Source organism: bacterium (assembly GCA_021372535.1).
GTDB lineage: Bacteria > Latescibacterota > Latescibacteria > Latescibacterales > Latescibacteraceae > JAFGMP01.
Window position 1 is genome coordinate 44,723 of record JAJFUH010000135.1, and the last position, 17,917, is coordinate 62,639.

Consider the following 17,917-nt stretch of genomic DNA (forward strand, 5'->3'; position numbering starts at 1 on the left):
TATGAAAATTATTTTCGAGGAGCACTTGAGTATAGAAGGGGAAGAGATATATGAAAAATACACTCCTGATTTTTCTGGTCCTTATTGTCTGTTTTCCCGGTGCAAGCCCGGCCGAGCTGTTCAACAATCCCGGGACGAATGTGGGTAAAAAGAATCTCGTTGTCGGAATAAGTTACTCATACTCGCTGCATGACTATGAGCTCGATACGGACAAACTTCCCACCTCGTCGAAACGGATCATGCTGAAGGTGACCACGGGTCTGACAGACTGGCTTGACATCTATATTAAAGGCGGCGGAACCAACCTTCAGCTTGATTACATGGAAAACGATTCCAACGCAATTAAGAATTTTGACAGCGATTATAAAGCCGGCTTCGGAATGGGCGCCCGTATCCGCCTGCTGAATTTCCCCAACTCGCAGACCCGTGTATTTTTAGAGGGCGGCGGTTTTTACTTTAAAACGGATGATTCGATTGAATGGGAATATATCGACAGAACCCTCATAAAAAACCGCGACATGAAATGGGCCGATTATTATGCCGGGCTCGGGATTGTCAAACGTGTTGATTTCATGGATATTACATGCGGCGTTGGTTTTTCCGAGATTCAGTGGTGGTTGAGGGATACCTATGAAATTCATCAGGGAAATTCAATCACCTGGGACAGAAAAGACTGGCGTGATTCCTACGAAGTGAAAAATCCGTTGTTCGGATTTTTCGGGATCGATTTCATTCTGCCGTACGAATATAGAATTTCGGCTCAGGCGGGAATCCGCGATCTGGATAACGCGGAAGTATCCATAGCCCTGACTCAGGGGCTTGAACGGCGATAAGGGCTTTCCGTGAAAAACACCATGGAAAACCCCAAACGTCACAGCCCTCCGGTGTTGACTACGAATGTTCCGATAGTACTTTCCGAATTGATCTCTTTTATCGTTATTGCCCCGACTCTCCAGTAATAGGTGTTGCCGCTGATGAGCGTTACATTACCGGCATAGGTAACCTGCGTAGTATTTTTATTGACCTCGGTATACCATATCTCGCCCCCGATACGTGATGATGTCAGAAACAGCACATATTTTGTCGCTCCCTCGACCGGCTCCCATGTAAACTGAGGATGATCGCCGATATACTGATAATTGATGGGGGAAACGAGACTGACCGGGGGGAGTACCAGATCGCTGACTATCGACGAGGGAGTACTTTCCCAGTTTTCCTTGTCAACGGCGCTGATTCTGTAATAATACCGGACACCCACTTCGACATTGACATCGACATAGTATTCCTGCGTAACGGATGTGACATACGAGCTGCTGCTGTCTTCGAGGCCGGTTGATGTCTGGGCGCGATAGATATTGTAATGTTTTATGTCCGGCTCGGTATTTTCTGACCAGAAGACATTGATTTTCGGTATGATATCGTTGACTGCGGAGATGTTGATGTTCGCAGGTGGTGAAGGGCTTGTGGTATTGAGCGGTTTCCCGTTGACCTGGTTTGAAAGGGCGCTTTCATTGCCGTTTTTATCGACCGCTGAAACTGCAAAGTAATAGATGATTTCGTAATCGAGATTTATAATGGTGACAGAACTGTTTTCAACAAACTTCCGGTTTGCCGAGAGAGGATCGGCCTTTGCTCCGCCGCGCCAGTATACATTGTATCCTTTGAGATCATCCACCGTAATCGGAGTCCAGACGAGGCTTGCGGAGCCGTTGCCGATGGCTGACAACTGAAGATTCAAGGGAACCGGCGGAGGTGTAGTATCATTCTTGTCCTGGTATTTTCCCGTAACCTGAACGGAAAGGGAGCTTTCATTGTCCGATTCATCGATTGAAGAAACGGCAAAATAGTACGTTATATCGGATTTAAGGCCGGTAATGGCGGCGTTTGCGGATTCGGAAAATAGTTTATGAGAGGTTAGTGTATCGACTTCTGCCCCTTCATTCCAATACACATAGTATCCTTTTAACTCATCATCTTTTACGGGTGACCAGGTTAAAAATACCGTTCCATTTTCCATGGATTTAATCGTCAGTTCAGCCGGAACAGGCGGAGAGGTGACATCGACAGAATTATTGCTCGTTGAAGATGAACATCCGTAAAGTGCCGCAAGAGCACTGAAAATACACACTATGAGTAAAGTGTTTCTTGACATATATTATTCTCCGCTGTAATGTGAGTTTTGTAAAGTATCTATATAATAGCTGATTATGCTCTGAATGTCAATAAACCTTGCAAAAGGTTTTCCGGACAGAATGAAACTGGTTGAATGATATTTCCGCCGTCAATTTTATATGCTTATGCCTGTTTAGAAGATGTAATCTCTGTTTTTTTACCGGGCCTTTACTGATATTTGACAAAACAGGGATTCATGAATATATTCCGCATGACCGGAGAGAGTAAAATATCCGAAGAAAATGGGGTGACCGGCCGTCGAATGCGTATCCGTCCGAAGCCGGTCAGCACCATAGGCTGCTCATGCATGACCATGTGATAATTAAGGGAAATCGACTAACTGTTACATCCGTGACGGGAATACTATGACTGATTTTCATGTAAATAGTTCTGGATTCAGGAATAGAGCTCTTGATATCAACAGCCCGGCAAATCCGAAATTCCGGCTATGGAAAACACTCATCGGGAGCCGCGGTATAAAACGTTCCGGGTATGCGCTCGTTTCTGGTGCAAAAATTGTCCCCGAGATGCTGCGTTTACGTCCCGGTATTGCGGAAGGTCTGATTTGCAACGCCCGTGATGACAGACACCTTGCGGATATTCCACCGGATATTCCGCAGTACAGCCTCAGCGGTGAATTGTTCCGTGAGCTCGATGTTCACGGCACTGCATTTCCGCTGCTCCTTGTGAAAACACCCGAAATCCCGTCTCATGAGCCTGACGGGTGTTCGGACGGCATTTCTCTGCTGGTTCCTTTCCAGGATCCGGGAAATGTTGGCGCGGTTATCCGCTCGGCGGCAGCCTTCGGTGTTAAGAGCGTTGTTTTACTCGAGGAAGCCGCTTTACCATTTCACCCGAAAAGTATACGGGCCGGCGGCACTTCGATATTTCTCGTTACCTATACAGAGGGGCCTTCAATCCATAAGCTCGATGCCATGGATATCCCGATTGTCGCTCTTGCTGCAGACGGCGTTCCCCTCGACAAATTCAGATTTCCCGGGAAATTTGCTCTTTTACCCGGACTTGAAGGACCGGGTATGCCGGAGAATGTTCCGGCCGATTTTACCGTTTCGATCCCCATGGAACGGGATGTGGAAAGCCTGAACGCCGCTGTTGCCGCTTCCATTATACTGTTCGAATACCGGCAGAGAATGCGTTCGGAAAACCGCAGGGGTAAATAATAGTTTTAACTATTTGCGTTTTGTGTCCTTGTGGTGAAATATTTGTATGAATAATAACCCGCATGACCATAGAAGGTCACAACGAAGGATGAAAAAGCATATTCAAATAAATTATAGATTTTCTCCGTGTCTCCGTGGTTAAATTTTATTATGAATATTTCCAGATAAATCCGGGTTAAAAAATGAGGGGTTGCCATAAATCTTTACATAAGACCCCCCAAAATCCACGATGAATTGTATTGTAATACATTGATTATAAATAGAATATAGACCATTAAAGCCTGTGAATTTATAAACCCGTTGAAAAGCCCCACGGTCACAACCGGTTTTCGGAAAAAGAATGGGTGCTGTCCGAGCGAGCCGAAGGCTCGTGAGTTCACACATTCCCGAAAAACGGGCAGTGAACGGGGGAAAAGGCTTTTCACGAGGTGCCCTTTCCTTGGTTACTTCCTTTGGGCACGCAAAGGAAGTAACATCTAAAAAAAGTGTTCTTAAAAAAAATGGGTGGTTGCCAGCCATAAATCTTTATTATTGCTTTTATAATAATTTTTACTCATATTTATTGTTAAATGATTATTTTGTGTTTTAAATGCATTTTAAAAATGAAACTGGTGGAATATGCTCAATCGGACTGATAAGTTTGTCGTATATCTCGATATTGATACCCTTGAGTATATGTATCTTGATTATACCAATGAGCGTTCGTATCCGGTGATGAAGAAGCTCTATGCGCTTTTACATGAAGGTTTTGTTAATAACTGGCTGCTTGTGCCGCTTTCTATGGATTTTATACTGGCATTTATCAAGGACAATCGGATTGACCAGCAGTTTTTGAATATGATGGGCGGAATTGGGCAGATCCAGTTTCACCAGCGTTTTACGCTTAAAACCCTTCAGCTTATCAGAATTATTAATTCGTTTTTCGAAAACACATATACGAAACCCATGTGGCGGGATGCATTTGTGCGCAATCCCGATGAACGGTATACACCCGGATTCAACAAATATGGTTCCATCAGCGCTCAAAATGCCTTGACTGCTCTTGAACGCGAGAAGAAAACATCTCAGATATACCAGTTCATCGAGAGCTATAAGGTCGGGAAACAGGTAGACAGCCTTGCCGGTCTTCATTTCAGGTCTCTCTGGGAGGAATTCCCCGATCTTATAATTCCGTATCTGCCGGCTGTCGGCACGCCGCAGGTTCACATGAACAAGTTTCTCGAATACGAATACATCAAGGATATTCCTGAATTTCACATTCTCTCGAATGTGCTCTATCCGCTGCTCGATGCGTACGGCATCGAGGAAGTCGAGGCAGGCAAGCGCGACAGTGAGCTCCTCGCGGCGGAAACAATCGCCTCATACATGCCATACTGCCATTTTTATGTGACAAATGTCGATATTGCCGAGCTTATCAACATGAACGGTATTAACGACATTTATAATGTGCGTGTATACGATCATAACGAAAGTTCACTTTATAAACTTATTCATGATATTACGGAACGATTTAAAGCCCAGAGCAAATTCGTCGAGGGCGATGCAAAAAGCCAGACAATATTCAGAAAAGGGCTTTCCAAGCTTTGATATCATTCGCTCTTGTGACAGGGCGCAGGACAATTTACATCCTTTCTGGTTCATAATCTTGACTCACACGTTTCTCCCTCAGACATAGATGTTACAGTCAATCCTCACGCAATATAAAGATAACCCGACGCTGCAGGCCTCACTTGAGTCGCTGCTGAGCTCACGGCGGATTGCCGTCCATGGCCTGGGCGGATCATCCTCCGCTTTTCTGGCTTCCGTGATTCATTCCGAATTGAACACAACGAAACGACGTTCTCTGCTGGTCATTCTTCCGACAGAAGAGGAAACGGAGGTTTTCCGCGATGACATGGAAAACATCCTGGGCCGTGACCTCATTAAATACTTCCCCGAGCGCGACACGAATCCCTACGAGCACAGCGACAGTCATATCGAGGTCAGATGTCAGCGTCTGGAAACTCTCGATGCCCTCGAGCGCGGCCGTGTAAATATCGTCGTCTCGTCGGTCAGAGGGATTCACGATCCAGCGACTCCGCCCGGTCTTGTATCCCTTGTCAGTGTCGATGTCGTGAAAGGAAGCAGGGTCAGTTTCGATGATTTTGTCCGGTCGCTTGTGTTCAAGGGGTTCAAACGTACCAACACGGTGAATGCCGCCGGTCAGGTTGCTGTCAGGGGAGGGATTGTGGATATTTTCCCCTTCGGAGGCGAGGTCCCTTACCGTGTGGAATTCTGGGGAGATGAGATAGAATCTGTCCGTATCTTCTCGACTTCCACCCAGCGTTCCCTCGAACAGGTCGCCGGATTCAGAATAATACCTCCCGATGAGTTTATTACCGAAGCCGGGCTGAATACCGATGATGAACGCCGCATCAGTCTTGCCGAAAAGAATGCGGGCGTCAGTCTCGATCGTATCAGGGGCTCTTTTGATGGCCGCGACAGGCCGGAGGGTATCGAACAGTATCTCTATCTCGTATTCGGTTCACGGGCTTCCCTTGTCCGGTATTTCCCCGATGATACGGTGGTGATGGTATTCGATCCCGGCCGGTGTATGGAGGAGCTTGAAAAACGTCTCGATCATGCGTGGATACTCTGGGAGCGTCAGCGTCATGAAGACCCGGATATTGTCTCCCCCGAGTATTTATATGAAAAGCCCGTGACATTCATGGCGGGTCTTGAGCGGATGCTGTATATCGAGAACTGTTATCTCCGTCCCCCGGACAGAGAAGTAATCGAATTCAATATCACTCCTTCGCGGCAGTATCAGGGGAACATTGACGAGGTAAAACAAGACATCCGGAAGGCCCGCGCTTCGGGATTGTCATGTCATATTGCCTGCGACAATACCGGCCAGGTCGATCGCCTTAACGAGCTTCTCGACGATTCGATGGGTGAATATTCCGCATTTGTTGCGCGGCTTTCGGGGGGATTTGTCGATCCGGCAACGGGCATCTCACTCTTTACCGATCACGAAATTTTCAGCAGGTACAGGAGACGTATCCGTTACCGTCGTTTCAAGGATGGCGTTCCGATACCCGATTTCAGGTCGCTGAAGATTGGTGATTTCGTTGTCCATATCGATTATGGCATCGGTAAATACATGGGTCTCAGACGGTTGCAGGTCGGCGGAGCGGAATCCGACTGTCTCCTGATTCACTATCAGGGCGATGACAAGCTCTTTCTTCCCGTGGATCAGTTGAAGCGGCTGAAAAAATTCACCTCCGAAGAGGGCGTGTTCCCCGTAGTCAGCAAACTCGGTGGAACGGCCTGGGACAAGCTCAAAGAGCGTACCAAGAAATCCATCGAACGGATGGCTAAAGACCTTCTCAGGCTTTACGCCGAGCGGAAAGCGTATTCCGGTCATGCGTTCAATCCCGACAGGATGATGCTTCAGGAGCTTGTCGGTTCGTTTATTTTTGAGGATACACCCGATCAGAAGCGGTCATGGGAAGATGTTCGCGCCGACATGGAAAATTCCTCTCCCATGGACAGGCTTATCTGCGGAGATGTCGGTTTCGGAAAGACCGAGATCGCTGTCCGGGCTTCTTTCATGGCCGTGCTGGATGGTATGCAGGTTGTTATCCTCGTACCGACGACGATTCTTGCGGACCAGCATGACGAAACCTTCAGGGAACGTCTTGCCGATTTTCCGGTTAAAGTCGATTCTCTGTCTCGTTTCCGCTCGGCGAAGGAGCAGAAGGACATTTTAAACCGTCTCGCGGTGGGAGATATCGATATTATCATCGGAACGCACCGTCTTCTTTCCGGGGATGTTCACCTCAGGAAACTGGGACTTCTCATAATCGACGAGGAGCAGCGCTTCGGTGTCAGGCACAAGGAGCGGATCAAACAGCTCCGCCGTAATGTCGATGTGCTCGCCATGAGCGCCACGCCGATTCCGAGAACGCTCAATTTATCCCTTTCCGGCGCCCGCGATATCTCGTTTATCACAACTCCGCCTCCTGACCGGTACAGCGTACATACCGAAATCATACCCTTCGAGGAACGGCATATCGTGGAAGCGATCATGAGAGAAGTAGACCGCGGCGGCCAGATATATTTCGTTCATAACCGGGTGCGGTCCATCGAGGCCATGACACGGTATCTGATAAAGCTTCTGCCCAATGTGACCTTCGGAATGGCTCACGGTCAGCTGCCGGAAAAAGAACTCGAACGGGTGATGCGCGATTTTCATCATGGCAAATTCCAGGTTCTTGTCTCGACCATGATTATCGAGAACGGTCTCGACATTCCCTCGGTCAATACGATTATTATCAACCGGGCCGATACATTCGGTCTTTCCCAGTTGTACCAGCTTCGCGGGAGGGTTGGACGGTCGAACAGGAGGGCATATGCCTATCTCCTTGTTCCGCCGAAGGTTCCCCTTTCCAAGATTGCGCGGCAGCGACTGCGGATCATCGAGGAATTTGCGGAGCTCGGCAGTGGTTTCAAGATAGCGATGCGTGATCTTGAAATCCGCGGCGCGGGAAATATTCTCGGTACGGAACAGTCCGGCTTCATCGCTTCCGTAGGCTTCGATCTGTATTCCGAGCTTTTACGTGAAACCGTTGCCGAGCTGAGAGGTGAAAGAATTAGTAAACCGCCGGAAGTTGAAATGAAAGTGAAAGTCGATTCTTTCATACCGGAAAGTTATATACCGGATTCGAATGAACGGGTGGTATTTTACAGGAGACTGTCCGAAACTGTTACACTTCAACAGGTTGAGGCGATAGAGGAAGAGCTGAAGGACCGTTTTGGTCGTCCGGAGAATCCGGTAAGAAACCTGCTCGATATCACCTATATCCGTCATTATGCCTCTCTGCTCAATGTGTCGGAAGTAACGCTCAGGGATCATGAGGTGAGCATGTTTATGCCCGAGGGAATAGGGGTGACACGCAGCGCCATAGAAGAGATGGTTAAAAAATCGCCTGTGAAATTACTGTTCTCCTCCGGCACTGATGGGATGACAGTTTCGTTTGTTTTTCCCGAGGAAAACGATGGCGCTCTTTCCGGTTTTAAAAAGGTCTTGCAGGTAATAACCAAATAAATTATTATTAATACATGGAATAATGATGATATATTTGTAAAATGACCCCATGTAAAAAGGACAGTAAAATGAACATGCGATTGATTTTCGCATTTGAAGTACTGTTTCTTGTGATAATTTACGGCGGTTGTTCCGCTGGCAATGAAAAAAGCGATACCCGCGAACGCGTATATGCCAAGGTGAACGGCGCCCGGTTGACCGAGTCGGATATGAAAGCGCTGGTCCCCGGAGATGTGTATGATAAAATGACCGAAATGCACAAAAGCGAAGTTGTCAAGGGATGGGCGAAGAATGAGGTTCTTTATCAGGAAGCCCTGAGGCGGAACATTGATAAGGATCCCATGATTGCGCGGATACTGGAAAACTCGAAACGGAATCTGCTCGTGAATGAGTTGCTTGAACGGATTTTTGCTGATATTAAAGCCCCCAGTGATGATGAACTGAAGGATTACTACAATAAACGCAAAGATTATTTTGTTCTGCCCGATAATGAATATAAAATTCGCTATGCGCTTTTCGACAGCAGAGAGATCGTTGATGATTTCTGGAAAAAGGTCAAGCTCGGGAGCAGTTTTTCCGATCTGGCGCAGAAAATGTCGAAAGACCCCAGTTTTCAGAATGGAGGCGATTTGGGGATAGTAAGCGAAGAAATGATCGAACCGGAAGTATGGAAAGCAATCATTGTTACCTATAAAAAACTGGGCATTGTCAAGATATCCGACCCGTTCAGTGTGAGTGGCGGCTGGGCGTGTCTCATTATCGACGAGATATACGAACAGGGTAGTGTCAAGCCGTTCGAAGCCGTCCGCGACCAGGTTCGCGAGATGTATATTGTTGAAAAACGTGAAGAAGTCAAAAATGAATTTATTGAACAGTTGAGTCAGAAAGCCAAAATAACCTACGAATCAGTAAAATAAGTGAGTCCGATATTATGAAAAAAATGATTTTATTCTGGTTGCTTGTTTCGTGTGTTCTGTGTATACGGCATGGTGTTACGGGAGCCGAGGAGCAGATGATCGACAGGGTCGTCGCAGTGGTGGGAGATGAAATAATACTGTTGTCCGATGTCCAGCATAATCTGAATGTTCAGATGATGAACCGTAATCTCAGCATGAACAGCTCTCCGCAGGTGCTCCGTCAGCTCCAGCATGAAGTACTCCGTGATATGATCAACCAGAAGCTGCTTCTGGAAAAGGCATCCCGTGATTCAATCGTGGCGGACCCGAGAGATATCGATCTGTTCATGAACGAGCACCTCGCTAATCTCAAGCAGCAGCTGGGAACCGAGGAAGCATATCAGGAAGCCCTTCGGGAAAACGGTTTCACCGAACAGCAGTTACGGTACATGTTCAGGATCATGGCTGAAAAAAATGTTCTCGAACAGATGCTGCTTCAGGACATCAAACGGCGAATTTCGGTAACGCCCCAGGAAATGGAAACATGGTATAATGCCCACAAGGATTCCTTGCCAACGATTCCCGAACAGTTTAAACTGAGCCACATCATGCTGACACCGAAAGTAACGCCTGAAAAAGAACAGATTGTTCGTAAAAAGCTCGAAGACATTCGTGACAGAGCACGCGCCGGTGAGGATTTCGGCCAATTGGCCAAACAGTATTCCGAAGACCCTGTCACCAGCCCGAACGGCGGTGATATTGGATTTTTCGGACGCGGAGTGATGATACAGGAATTCAGTGATGTGGCATTTACCCTCAAACCCGGGATGATATCGGATGTCGTCAAAACGATATACGGCCTCCATATAGTCAAGGTTGACACGACCAGAATGGTGGTCGACGACAGGGGACAGCAGAGCGAAGAGGTAAAGGCTCGGCATATTCTGTTGCGTCTTGAACCCGGAGAAGAGGATGAAAAAGCCACCATCGCGAAATTAAACGAGATTCGGAGCGAAGTCCTTTCGGGGGCATCCACCTTTGAGAATATGGCTAAACAGTATTCCGATGACAAGGATTCACGTGACCTCGGAGGAAAACTGAACTGGCAGACGCGGGAGTCGCTTCAGAATATCGATTTGGCCCAATTTTATACCGAGGCGAAAAAGCTCAAGCCCGGCGAGATTTCCGAACCGTTCAGGACAAAATACGGATATCATATTATTGAGCTTGACGAGTACAAACCCGAACATGTCGTAACGATCAAAGAAGACCGGACTCTCATTGAGAATCAGCTCAACCAGGAAAAAACAATGCAGGAGCTCGACCGTATTCTGAGCGGTCTCAACGATGAAACATACATCGATATACGATTGGAATAAAGGGGTTCGGCTCTTACCGGAAATGACACTTTCAAAGGTATTCGACACGTGAGCACCATGTTCGGCAGATTACAGGATAAAATCGGTGAAGTGTATAATCGCCGAAAACACCCGTATTCCGAGCTGGCGCTTATCTATGATCTTCTCATGGACCATGTGGAATACAGCGCCTGGGCTGCTTATATCGATTCAATTTTCAAACGTTATTCGGTGGATGTCCGCTCTGTCCTCGAAATAGCCTGCGGTACCGGAAGCCTGTCTATCGAGCTCCTCAAATACGGTTATAAAATGACCTGTATGGATATCTCGCCATCCATGCTCAGGCGGGCGGCTGCGAAATTCAGAGAAGCCGGAATGCCGATGACTGTATTTGCCGGCGACATGGTTTCCATCCCCGTCGATTTTCAGTACGATGCCGTGCTCTGTCTCTATGATTCGATAAACTATGTCCGGAATCCCGCCGATTTCAGAAAAGCGGTACGGGAGGTGGCATCTGTCATCAGGCCCGGCGGTCTTTTCATTTTCGATATCTGCACCGTAAGAAATTCCGAAATTTTTTTTACCAATCATACCATGGTCGAGCATTACGGCGATATTACATGCGAAAGGACCTGCAGGTTCGATCCGCGTAAACGGATTCAGGAGAATCATTTCATCATCGAGCGCTCCGGCGGGAAAAAGACATACGAAAGTCACTATCAGAAAATATACCTTCTTGAAGAAATTGACATCATGTTTTCGGATATGCCGTTTACCGAACTCGGACGGTTTGATGACATGACATTTGCGCATGGTTCCGAAAAATCGATGCGCGTTCATTTCGTCCTGCAGAAATTATAAGCACTTCTGTTGGTTGACAGCCTGAACGGAGCCTCAATGATACAGTTTGAAAATGTCGGCCTGTTGATGACGAATACGAAAATACTTGAAGATATCAGTTTCAGGGTCAACAAGGGCGAATTTGTGTTTCTGGTGGGACCGTCCGGAGCTGGAAAGAGCTCGATTCTGAAGCTTATTCATTTCGATGTTCTTCCCACGGTTGGGACTGTGCTGGTTCAGAATAACGATACCCGTCAGGTTAAACGTTCGCAGATACCGTATTTACGGCGTTCGGTAGGATTCATTTTTCAGGATTACAAGCTGCTCAAAGATAAAACCGCATATGAAAATGTTGCGTTCGCTCTCGAAGTGACCGGTGCCAGGGGGCGTTTTGTAAAACAGAAGGCGCTCCAGGCTCTTCATACGGTCGGAATGACTCACCGTCTCGGACACTATCCGCGCGACCTGTCCGGAGGCGAATGTCAGCGTGTCGCCATTGCCCGGGCTGTTGTGCTCGAGCCGTTTATTCTCCTCGCGGATGAACCGACAGGAAATCTCGACAGCGACAGTTCATGGGCGATTGTCGATCTTCTGGAAAAAATAAACCATGCCGGCACTGCCGTTCTCATGGCAACACACAAGACAGAATTTACCGGGAGAGGCGCTTCACGGACGCTCTCGATATCGGAGGGGAGGATTAAGGGTTGTATGCCTTGAGGGAAGCCCTGAAGGGTATGATTCATACCCGTTCCATGACCTTCGTATCCATTGCAACCATTACGATTGCCCTGATACTGCTCGGTCTTCTCGCGCTGACCACGCTTTTTGCCCATACATTTCTCGATTCGGTCATGAAAAGCGAAGAGATTAACGTTTTTATCAGTGATGAGATGGCCGATGCCGATATGCTTGCCCTTGAGACCACCATTGCATCGATGAGCGAAGTGGAATCGACGAGAATCCTTACCAAGGAGGATGCGGCGCGCGAGCTGAAGAGAATCTTCAAGGAGGACCTTCTCACGGGGCTCGATTCCAATCCCCTTCCGCGGTCTATCATAGTGACCATGGCTTCGGGATATCGTATGTCCGGCGACCTCGAACGTGTCGCTACGCGGATACGGAAAATCGGAGAGGTCGAGTCGGTCGAGTACGGTCAGGAATGGATGGCGAAAATGGATATTTTCTTTATCGCTTTTCTGCTTGCCGAAACGGTTCTGTTCACTATCATCGGCTGCGCCTGTCTTTTTATCATCTCCAATACGATCAGCCTTACCATTCTTGCCCGGCGCGATACGATCGAAATCATGCAGCTTGTCGGAGCAACCAACAGATTCATCCGCCGTCCGTTCTACTATGAGGGCCTGATACAGGGGATAATTTCCGGTATTGCCGCATTCCTTCTGTTGTATGGTTCATATCTGTGGATTCGTCATTATATACCGAACCTGGATGTCTATTTCTATATGTTCAGAATACGGGGAATTTCCGTCTTGTCGCACCGGCTCGTTCTGGGATGTATAATCCCCGTAGGCGGTTTCATGGGATTGCTGGGGAGCATGATAGCTGTGAGGAGGGCCATCTGATATGAGACGGTTTTTCACGAAAATGCTTCCGGTGATCGTCGCCGTTCTGGTCTGTATTCCGGTCGGTCTGGCTATCGCGAAAAATGAAAAAAAAGTCGATCTCCAGGGCAGAATCAAAAATATCGAGAAGGAAATCGAGAAAACGAGAAAAGAGCTTGAAAAAGATGAGAAGAAGCTCAAATCGATAAAACAGCAAAAGCAGAATGTGCTTGTCGAGCTCGATCACAGCGAAAAAAAGATCGAAGCGGTGAATCGCAATCTCTGGACTCTCCAGAAAGAAGAACGATTCCTCAAAAATGAGATTTCAGAAGCCGAAAAACAATACGAAACGGCTATGAACCGTATCAAACGCCACTCCGACACATATAAAACCCGATTGCGTTCCATGTACAAACGTCAGCAGGTATCGGCGCTTGAGATATTTTTCTCGTCTGGTTCGTTTTCTTCGTTCCTCTGGGATTTCAAAATGCTTTCCATCCTCGCCGAACAGGACCTGTTTGTGCTCGGCGAACTGCACGCCCAGCAGGATACCATCAGAGTGTCGATGGATACGATCAGGGAGGCGCTCAATGCCAAGGTCGCTCTCGCTTCAGTGACTCGAAGGGAGGAGCGTGACCTGTCGGCTGTAAAGAAGCAGCGCCAGGCTCTGCTGTCGGATATTGAAAAGGATTTGAAGCTCCAGGAAGATGTAATCATCAAACGGCAGAACGAGCTTGAACAGTCGCAGGCACAGATCGAAAAATGGCGGAAAGAAATCGCCGCGCAGATGAAGCTTGAAAAAATGTCCGAATCCCTCAAAAACTATAACTTTTCCAGCAGAAAAGGTAAACTGCCGTGGCCGGTCAGCGGAATGGTGGTGAGTTCGTTCGGAATCGCTGTCGACGAGAGGACCAAAACAAAAACAACCAACCGTGGTATCGAAATCCGTACGAAACAGGGCGAACCCGTGCGGGCTATCGGCAGGGGAAAGGTTGCCATGACCAATTTTATCCGGGGATATGGAAATTTTATACTTATTTACCATCCGACGGATTACTATACCCTGTATGGACACCTTTCGGATATTCTTGTCAACAAGGGAGACGAAGTCGGTGAGGGTGCGGTTATCGGTTCGGCGGGAAGCACCGGTCTTATAGACGACCGTGAGGCTCGTCTCAGGCTCGAAATCCTCATCGGGAGTAAACCCGATGATCCTCTCGCATGGCTGGTGCCGGACAGCCGCAGAATCGCTCAGTGATACGTGAATCCGTCACAATCCCGCGTACAATCCAAAAATTCTCCGCAGCCTGGCCGGATGGTTTACCGGCTGTTCCGCAGTATTTTCAGGAATTAGCCCGCTCATCGAGCGCTTTGTTTGCCAGCCCGTCCGCAACCGGATTCCGGCCTCTCGGTACATGTGTTATTTTACATGCGGTGAAAGTCTGTGAGAGGCTCATTACTTCTGTGTGGAGCGGGCGTAGTCCTTCGTTTTTCACCTTGTATGCACCGGAAATCTGGCGGACCATGAGTTCGGAGTCGGAATAAATCGTCACCTCGCTTGCGCCGAGGGACTTCAGCCTTTTAAGAACCGCTATGAGGGCTTTATATTCCGCGATATTATTGGTGGTTTCCCCGATATATTCACAGAATTTCTCTACTACGATGCCGTCTTTTTCAATCGTATAACCGATGGCGGCATGTCCCGGATTTCCCCTGGATGCGCCATCGGTATGAGCTGTCAGCTTCAAAATCAATCCTCATCCCTCGAGTCCCAGACAAGAATACGGCCGCAGTTTTCGCACATGATAATGTTCTGGGCTCGTCGGACCTCGAGTACTTTCTGGGAAGGGAGCTGCTTGAAACAGCCTTTGCATGTGTGTTTATGTTTGTCCACCTGTGCAACGGCGAGGCCGCTTTTCCCTTTACGGAGTCTGTTGTAAATACTTAAAGCCCTCGTGCTCTTGATATGGCTCAGCTCGCGGTTTCTCTTCTGGTTGAGCGCGGCTATGTCGGATTCGATCGAATCGAAATGTTTCTGAATATCCTTGATGCCGGAAGTGTTGTTTGCACGGGTTTTTTCCAGGTTCTCTTCCAGCTCTTTCACTTCGGGATTGAGGGCATCCTGCTCTGTCATGAGTACAAGGTCTTCGGTCTCGAGCGAATCGATACGTTTCCGCGCAAGCTCGATTTCATTGTGAACGGCGGTGTATTCCTTGTTATTCTTCGTCTCGAGCAGCCGCTTTTCCTTCTGAGAGAGCAGATCGCGTTCAGCCAAAAGTTCCGATTCTATTACGCGCCGAGCTTTTTCTATCTCGTTCAGGCGGTCATTTTTTTGGGTGAGGGTATTCTGCAGGGTTTCGATTTCATTCTGCAGGGCTTCGATCTGCCTGGGATATTCATTTTTCGATTTAAACCGTTTGTCGATTTCCAGATCAATTTCTTGGGCAACGAGCAATATCAGAAGATCATCCTTCATATCGGGTACCTCCGTAATTCGATATCTGTAAAAAAGTTATGAATATATTTTTGTGTGAATTGCATCTACGCCAGAATGAACAGTGACTGTGATATATTTTCCGATGCCCGATGACAGAAGCCGGTCCCTGATTTTTTCGAGCACCGGCAATTCTGTTGCCCGATGCGAGGCATCGATGAGCATGATCGAGGCACCGTTTTCGGTGAAATCATGATACCCGATGTCCCCGGTAACATAAGCATCGGCTCCGGACTTTATTGCTGAGCAGATGTAATCGCCGCCTTTTCCTCCCATGACCGCAACCCGTCGTATCTCTTTCGCAGCGCTCCGGGAAATCCGCAGTGTTTTACATCCGAGAGTCCGGGCGACAAAACCGGCGAATTCTGTCTGATCCATGGGTGTCTGCATATCTCCGACAGCGCCGTAACCAAACGAGGCATGATTGATGCCGAGGGGTATCAGATCATATGCCATTTCCTCATACGGGTGAGCTTTACGGGCGGCTTCAACGACTTGTGATACCAGGGGCGACGGCACAAGCATTTCAATCCTGTCTTCGGGGATTTTTGACAGTTTTCCTGCCTGACCCTCCGAAGGAGATGCCGCTTCCGATGGCTTGAACGTTCCGAGTCCCCGGGATGTGAACGAACAGAGTGAATAATTGCCTATGATACCGGCTCCGGCGGAAGCCGCTGCGTCACGAACGGTGTCGGTTTGATCCGGCGGTACGAAGACAACGAATTTTACCTGTCCCGTGGTGCCCGGAGCAAGAATAGAGGGCGATAAAAGTCCCAGTTTGTCGGCAAGCGCTCCGCTTACACCGTCCCTGACCTGATCGAGGTTTGTATGGGCGGCAAACAGGGAGATATCGTGTTGAATCGCTTGTTTTATAACTCGTGCTGTACCGGTTTGAGCCGTGAGGTTATAAAGAGGCCTGAAAATCGGCGGGTGATGAGAAACAATCATGGTACCTTTTGTTTCACCCGCCGCTGTAACCGTTTCTTCATCTACATCAAGGGTTATCAATATATGCGATACATCATCGCCGGGATTGCCGGTGATAAGACCCGTATTATCCCAGGATTCTGCGAGTGATGATGGCGCCCATGTTTCCATGACATCCACCACATCGCGAATCTTTACCATTAATAAACTCCCGCATGAATTGAGACAAAAAAAAGTGCATCATTTTTTACCTGATGCACTGTATACTACACGGGGATATATGCTTTTTTACTCTGAAAGAACCGCATGAAACCGGGGTCTTTCACGATGTGGAAGACCAAAAGCATCGTACCTCCGTTTTGTTAATGGTGGGCGATACTGGGATCGAACCAGTGACCTCGGCGATGTGAGCGCCGCACTCTAACCGTCTGAGCTAATCGCCCTTTCGAATCATGAAAATTCAAACAGAAAGCTCAAAATATTTCTGTCGTCAAATATGTCATTATCCCTGTTATCTGGTGGGCCCACAAGGATTTGAACCTTGGACCAACCGGTTATGAGCCGGTGGCTCTGACCACTGAGCTATGGGCCCTTAGTAATTTGTTAATATAAAAAATGATTGCGTAAAAGGCAAGCATGTTTTAGTCTCTGGCAATCCTCAATTTTTCCCGGGAAAATTTTTACGATAATAAAAGAACAGATTTCCTCTGTAATAAATCCATTGAATTTTATGTGAATTTCCGTTTATATTGATGACAGTCGCACCACCCGGAAGTCAGGTTTGAATGCATGTTCCCCGGCGGGAGCGGAAAATGTCCGATATCCACAGCGGTTCCGAAAAACATATCCTGCGCGAGCGGATGAAAGCTCTCCGTGCGTCGATGAATATCATGGACTACCGTATATGGAGCAATTCTATCAGGAAGACCTGCGAAACCCTTCCTGAGCTTGCCAGGTCATATACCGTTCATGCGTATGTGTCTGCACTCAATAATGAGGCCGATACGCTCGGGCTGATTCTCGATCTGTTCGAAAAGGGCAGGAAAGTGGTAGTCCCGAAATGTTCGAAGGATTCGCACATTTTTTACAACATCCGGATTGACTCGCTCGATGACCTGAAACCCGCCAGGTTCGGTCTTATGGAGCCCGATTATAATCCTGAGAAGGAGGTCAGACCGGAGCAGCTCGATATCGTTATCGCACCTCTTCTTGCTTTCGACCGGAGCGGGGGAAGGCTCGGTTTCGGTGGCGGATATTACGATTACCTGCTCGGCCGGTGCTGGTGTCCGAAAGTGGGTATTGGGTTTTCTTTTCAGGAAGTTGATGAAGTACCGCTGGAAATTCATGATCGGAAACTTGATATAATCGTCACAGAACGGGAAATCGTGAGGGTCTGAT

15 protein-coding genes and 2 tRNA genes are annotated in these 17,917 nt (G+C 47.9%); 11 read left to right on the forward strand and 6 right to left on the reverse strand.

Features of this window, described 5'->3' with window-relative positions:
* Positions 1-50 precede the first annotated feature (50 nt).
* Positions 51-833 carry a hypothetical protein gene (locus LLG96_12420; GenBank protein MCE5251015.1) on the forward strand — a complete coding sequence of 261 codons (783 nt, stop codon included), beginning with the start codon at positions 51-53 and terminating at the stop codon, positions 831-833.
* Positions 834-871: 38 nt separating this feature from the next.
* Here the strand turns inward: LLG96_12420 and LLG96_12425 are convergent, their stop codons facing one another.
* Positions 872-2,152 carry a fibronectin type III domain-containing protein gene (locus LLG96_12425; GenBank protein MCE5251016.1) on the reverse strand — a complete coding sequence of 427 codons (1,281 nt, stop codon included), beginning with the start codon at positions 2,150-2,152 and terminating at the stop codon, positions 872-874.
* Positions 2,153-2,537: 385 nt separating this feature from the next.
* On the opposite strand from LLG96_12425, the gene LLG96_12430 reads away from it, so the two are divergent.
* The 9 genes from LLG96_12430 to LLG96_12470 all read left to right on the forward strand — a co-directional run bounded on the left by LLG96_12430 (position 2,538) and on the right by LLG96_12470 (position 14,356).
* The gene (locus LLG96_12430; GenBank protein MCE5251017.1) at positions 2,538-3,353 is read left to right on the forward strand and encodes an RNA methyltransferase; all 816 of its coding nucleotides are present in this window, start codon (positions 2,538-2,540) and stop codon (positions 3,351-3,353) included.
* A 618-nt stretch (positions 3,354-3,971) separates the two neighbouring features.
* A complete protein-coding gene (locus LLG96_12435) occupies positions 3,972-4,940 on the forward strand; it encodes a hypothetical protein (GenBank protein MCE5251018.1) in 969 nt (322 codons plus the stop codon).
* Positions 4,941-5,028: 88 nt separating this feature from the next.
* Positions 5,029-8,442, forward strand: a complete 3,414-nt coding sequence (gene mfd, locus LLG96_12440) for a transcription-repair coupling factor (GenBank protein ID MCE5251019.1) — start codon at positions 5,029-5,031, stop codon at positions 8,440-8,442.
* A 68-nt stretch (positions 8,443-8,510) separates the two neighbouring features.
* A complete protein-coding gene (locus tag LLG96_12445; protein ID MCE5251020.1) occupies positions 8,511-9,359 on the forward strand; it encodes a peptidyl-prolyl cis-trans isomerase in 849 nt (282 codons plus the stop codon).
* Positions 9,360-9,373: 14 nt separating this feature from the next.
* On the forward strand, positions 9,374-10,717 hold the full coding sequence (locus LLG96_12450; protein ID MCE5251021.1) for a peptidylprolyl isomerase: 1,344 nt from the start codon (positions 9,374-9,376) through the stop codon (positions 10,715-10,717).
* A 57-nt stretch (positions 10,718-10,774) separates the two neighbouring features.
* Entirely contained in the window at positions 10,775-11,557 is a 783-nt protein-coding gene (locus tag LLG96_12455; GenBank protein ID MCE5251022.1) for a class I SAM-dependent methyltransferase, read from the forward strand.
* 36 nt (positions 11,558-11,593) lie between these two features.
* Entirely contained in the window at positions 11,594-12,253 is a 660-nt protein-coding gene (locus LLG96_12460) for an ATP-binding cassette domain-containing protein (GenBank protein MCE5251023.1), read from the forward strand.
* A 17-nt stretch (positions 12,254-12,270) separates the two neighbouring features.
* The gene (locus tag LLG96_12465) at positions 12,271-13,119 is read left to right on the forward strand and encodes an ABC transporter permease (protein ID MCE5251024.1); all 849 of its coding nucleotides are present in this window, start codon (positions 12,271-12,273) and stop codon (positions 13,117-13,119) included.
* Position 13,120: 1 nt separating this feature from the next.
* Positions 13,121-14,356 (forward strand): peptidoglycan DD-metalloendopeptidase family protein, encoded by a 1,236-nt coding sequence (locus tag LLG96_12470; GenBank protein ID MCE5251025.1) that lies wholly within the window; start codon positions 13,121-13,123, stop codon positions 14,354-14,356.
* 85 nt (positions 14,357-14,441) lie between these two features.
* Here LLG96_12470 and LLG96_12475 read toward each other — a convergent pair whose 3' ends face one another.
* The 5 genes from LLG96_12475 to LLG96_12495 form a co-directional block, all read right to left on the reverse strand.
* Positions 14,442-14,846, reverse strand: coding sequence for a ribonuclease HI family protein (locus LLG96_12475; GenBank protein ID MCE5251026.1), 405 nt, complete (start codon positions 14,844-14,846; stop codon positions 14,442-14,444).
* A gap of 2 nt (positions 14,847-14,848) precedes the next feature.
* Positions 14,849-15,574, reverse strand: a complete 726-nt coding sequence (locus LLG96_12480) for a C4-type zinc ribbon domain-containing protein (protein ID MCE5251027.1) — start codon at positions 15,572-15,574, stop codon at positions 14,849-14,851.
* A 36-nt stretch (positions 15,575-15,610) separates the two neighbouring features.
* Positions 15,611-16,720, reverse strand: coding sequence for a Nif3-like dinuclear metal center hexameric protein (locus LLG96_12485; protein ID MCE5251028.1), 1,110 nt, complete (start codon positions 16,718-16,720; stop codon positions 15,611-15,613).
* 165 nt (positions 16,721-16,885) lie between these two features.
* Positions 16,886-16,962 (reverse strand) — tRNA-Val (locus LLG96_12490).
* A 73-nt stretch (positions 16,963-17,035) separates the two neighbouring features.
* Positions 17,036-17,111: transfer RNA gene (locus tag LLG96_12495), tRNA-Ile, on the reverse strand.
* A 220-nt stretch (positions 17,112-17,331) separates the two neighbouring features.
* Here LLG96_12495 and LLG96_12500 point away from each other — a divergent pair.
* Positions 17,332-17,916 carry a 5-formyltetrahydrofolate cyclo-ligase gene (locus LLG96_12500; GenBank protein ID MCE5251029.1) on the forward strand — a complete coding sequence of 195 codons (585 nt, stop codon included), beginning with the start codon at positions 17,332-17,334 and terminating at the stop codon, positions 17,914-17,916.
* The last annotated feature ends 1 nt before the right edge of the window (position 17,917 follow it).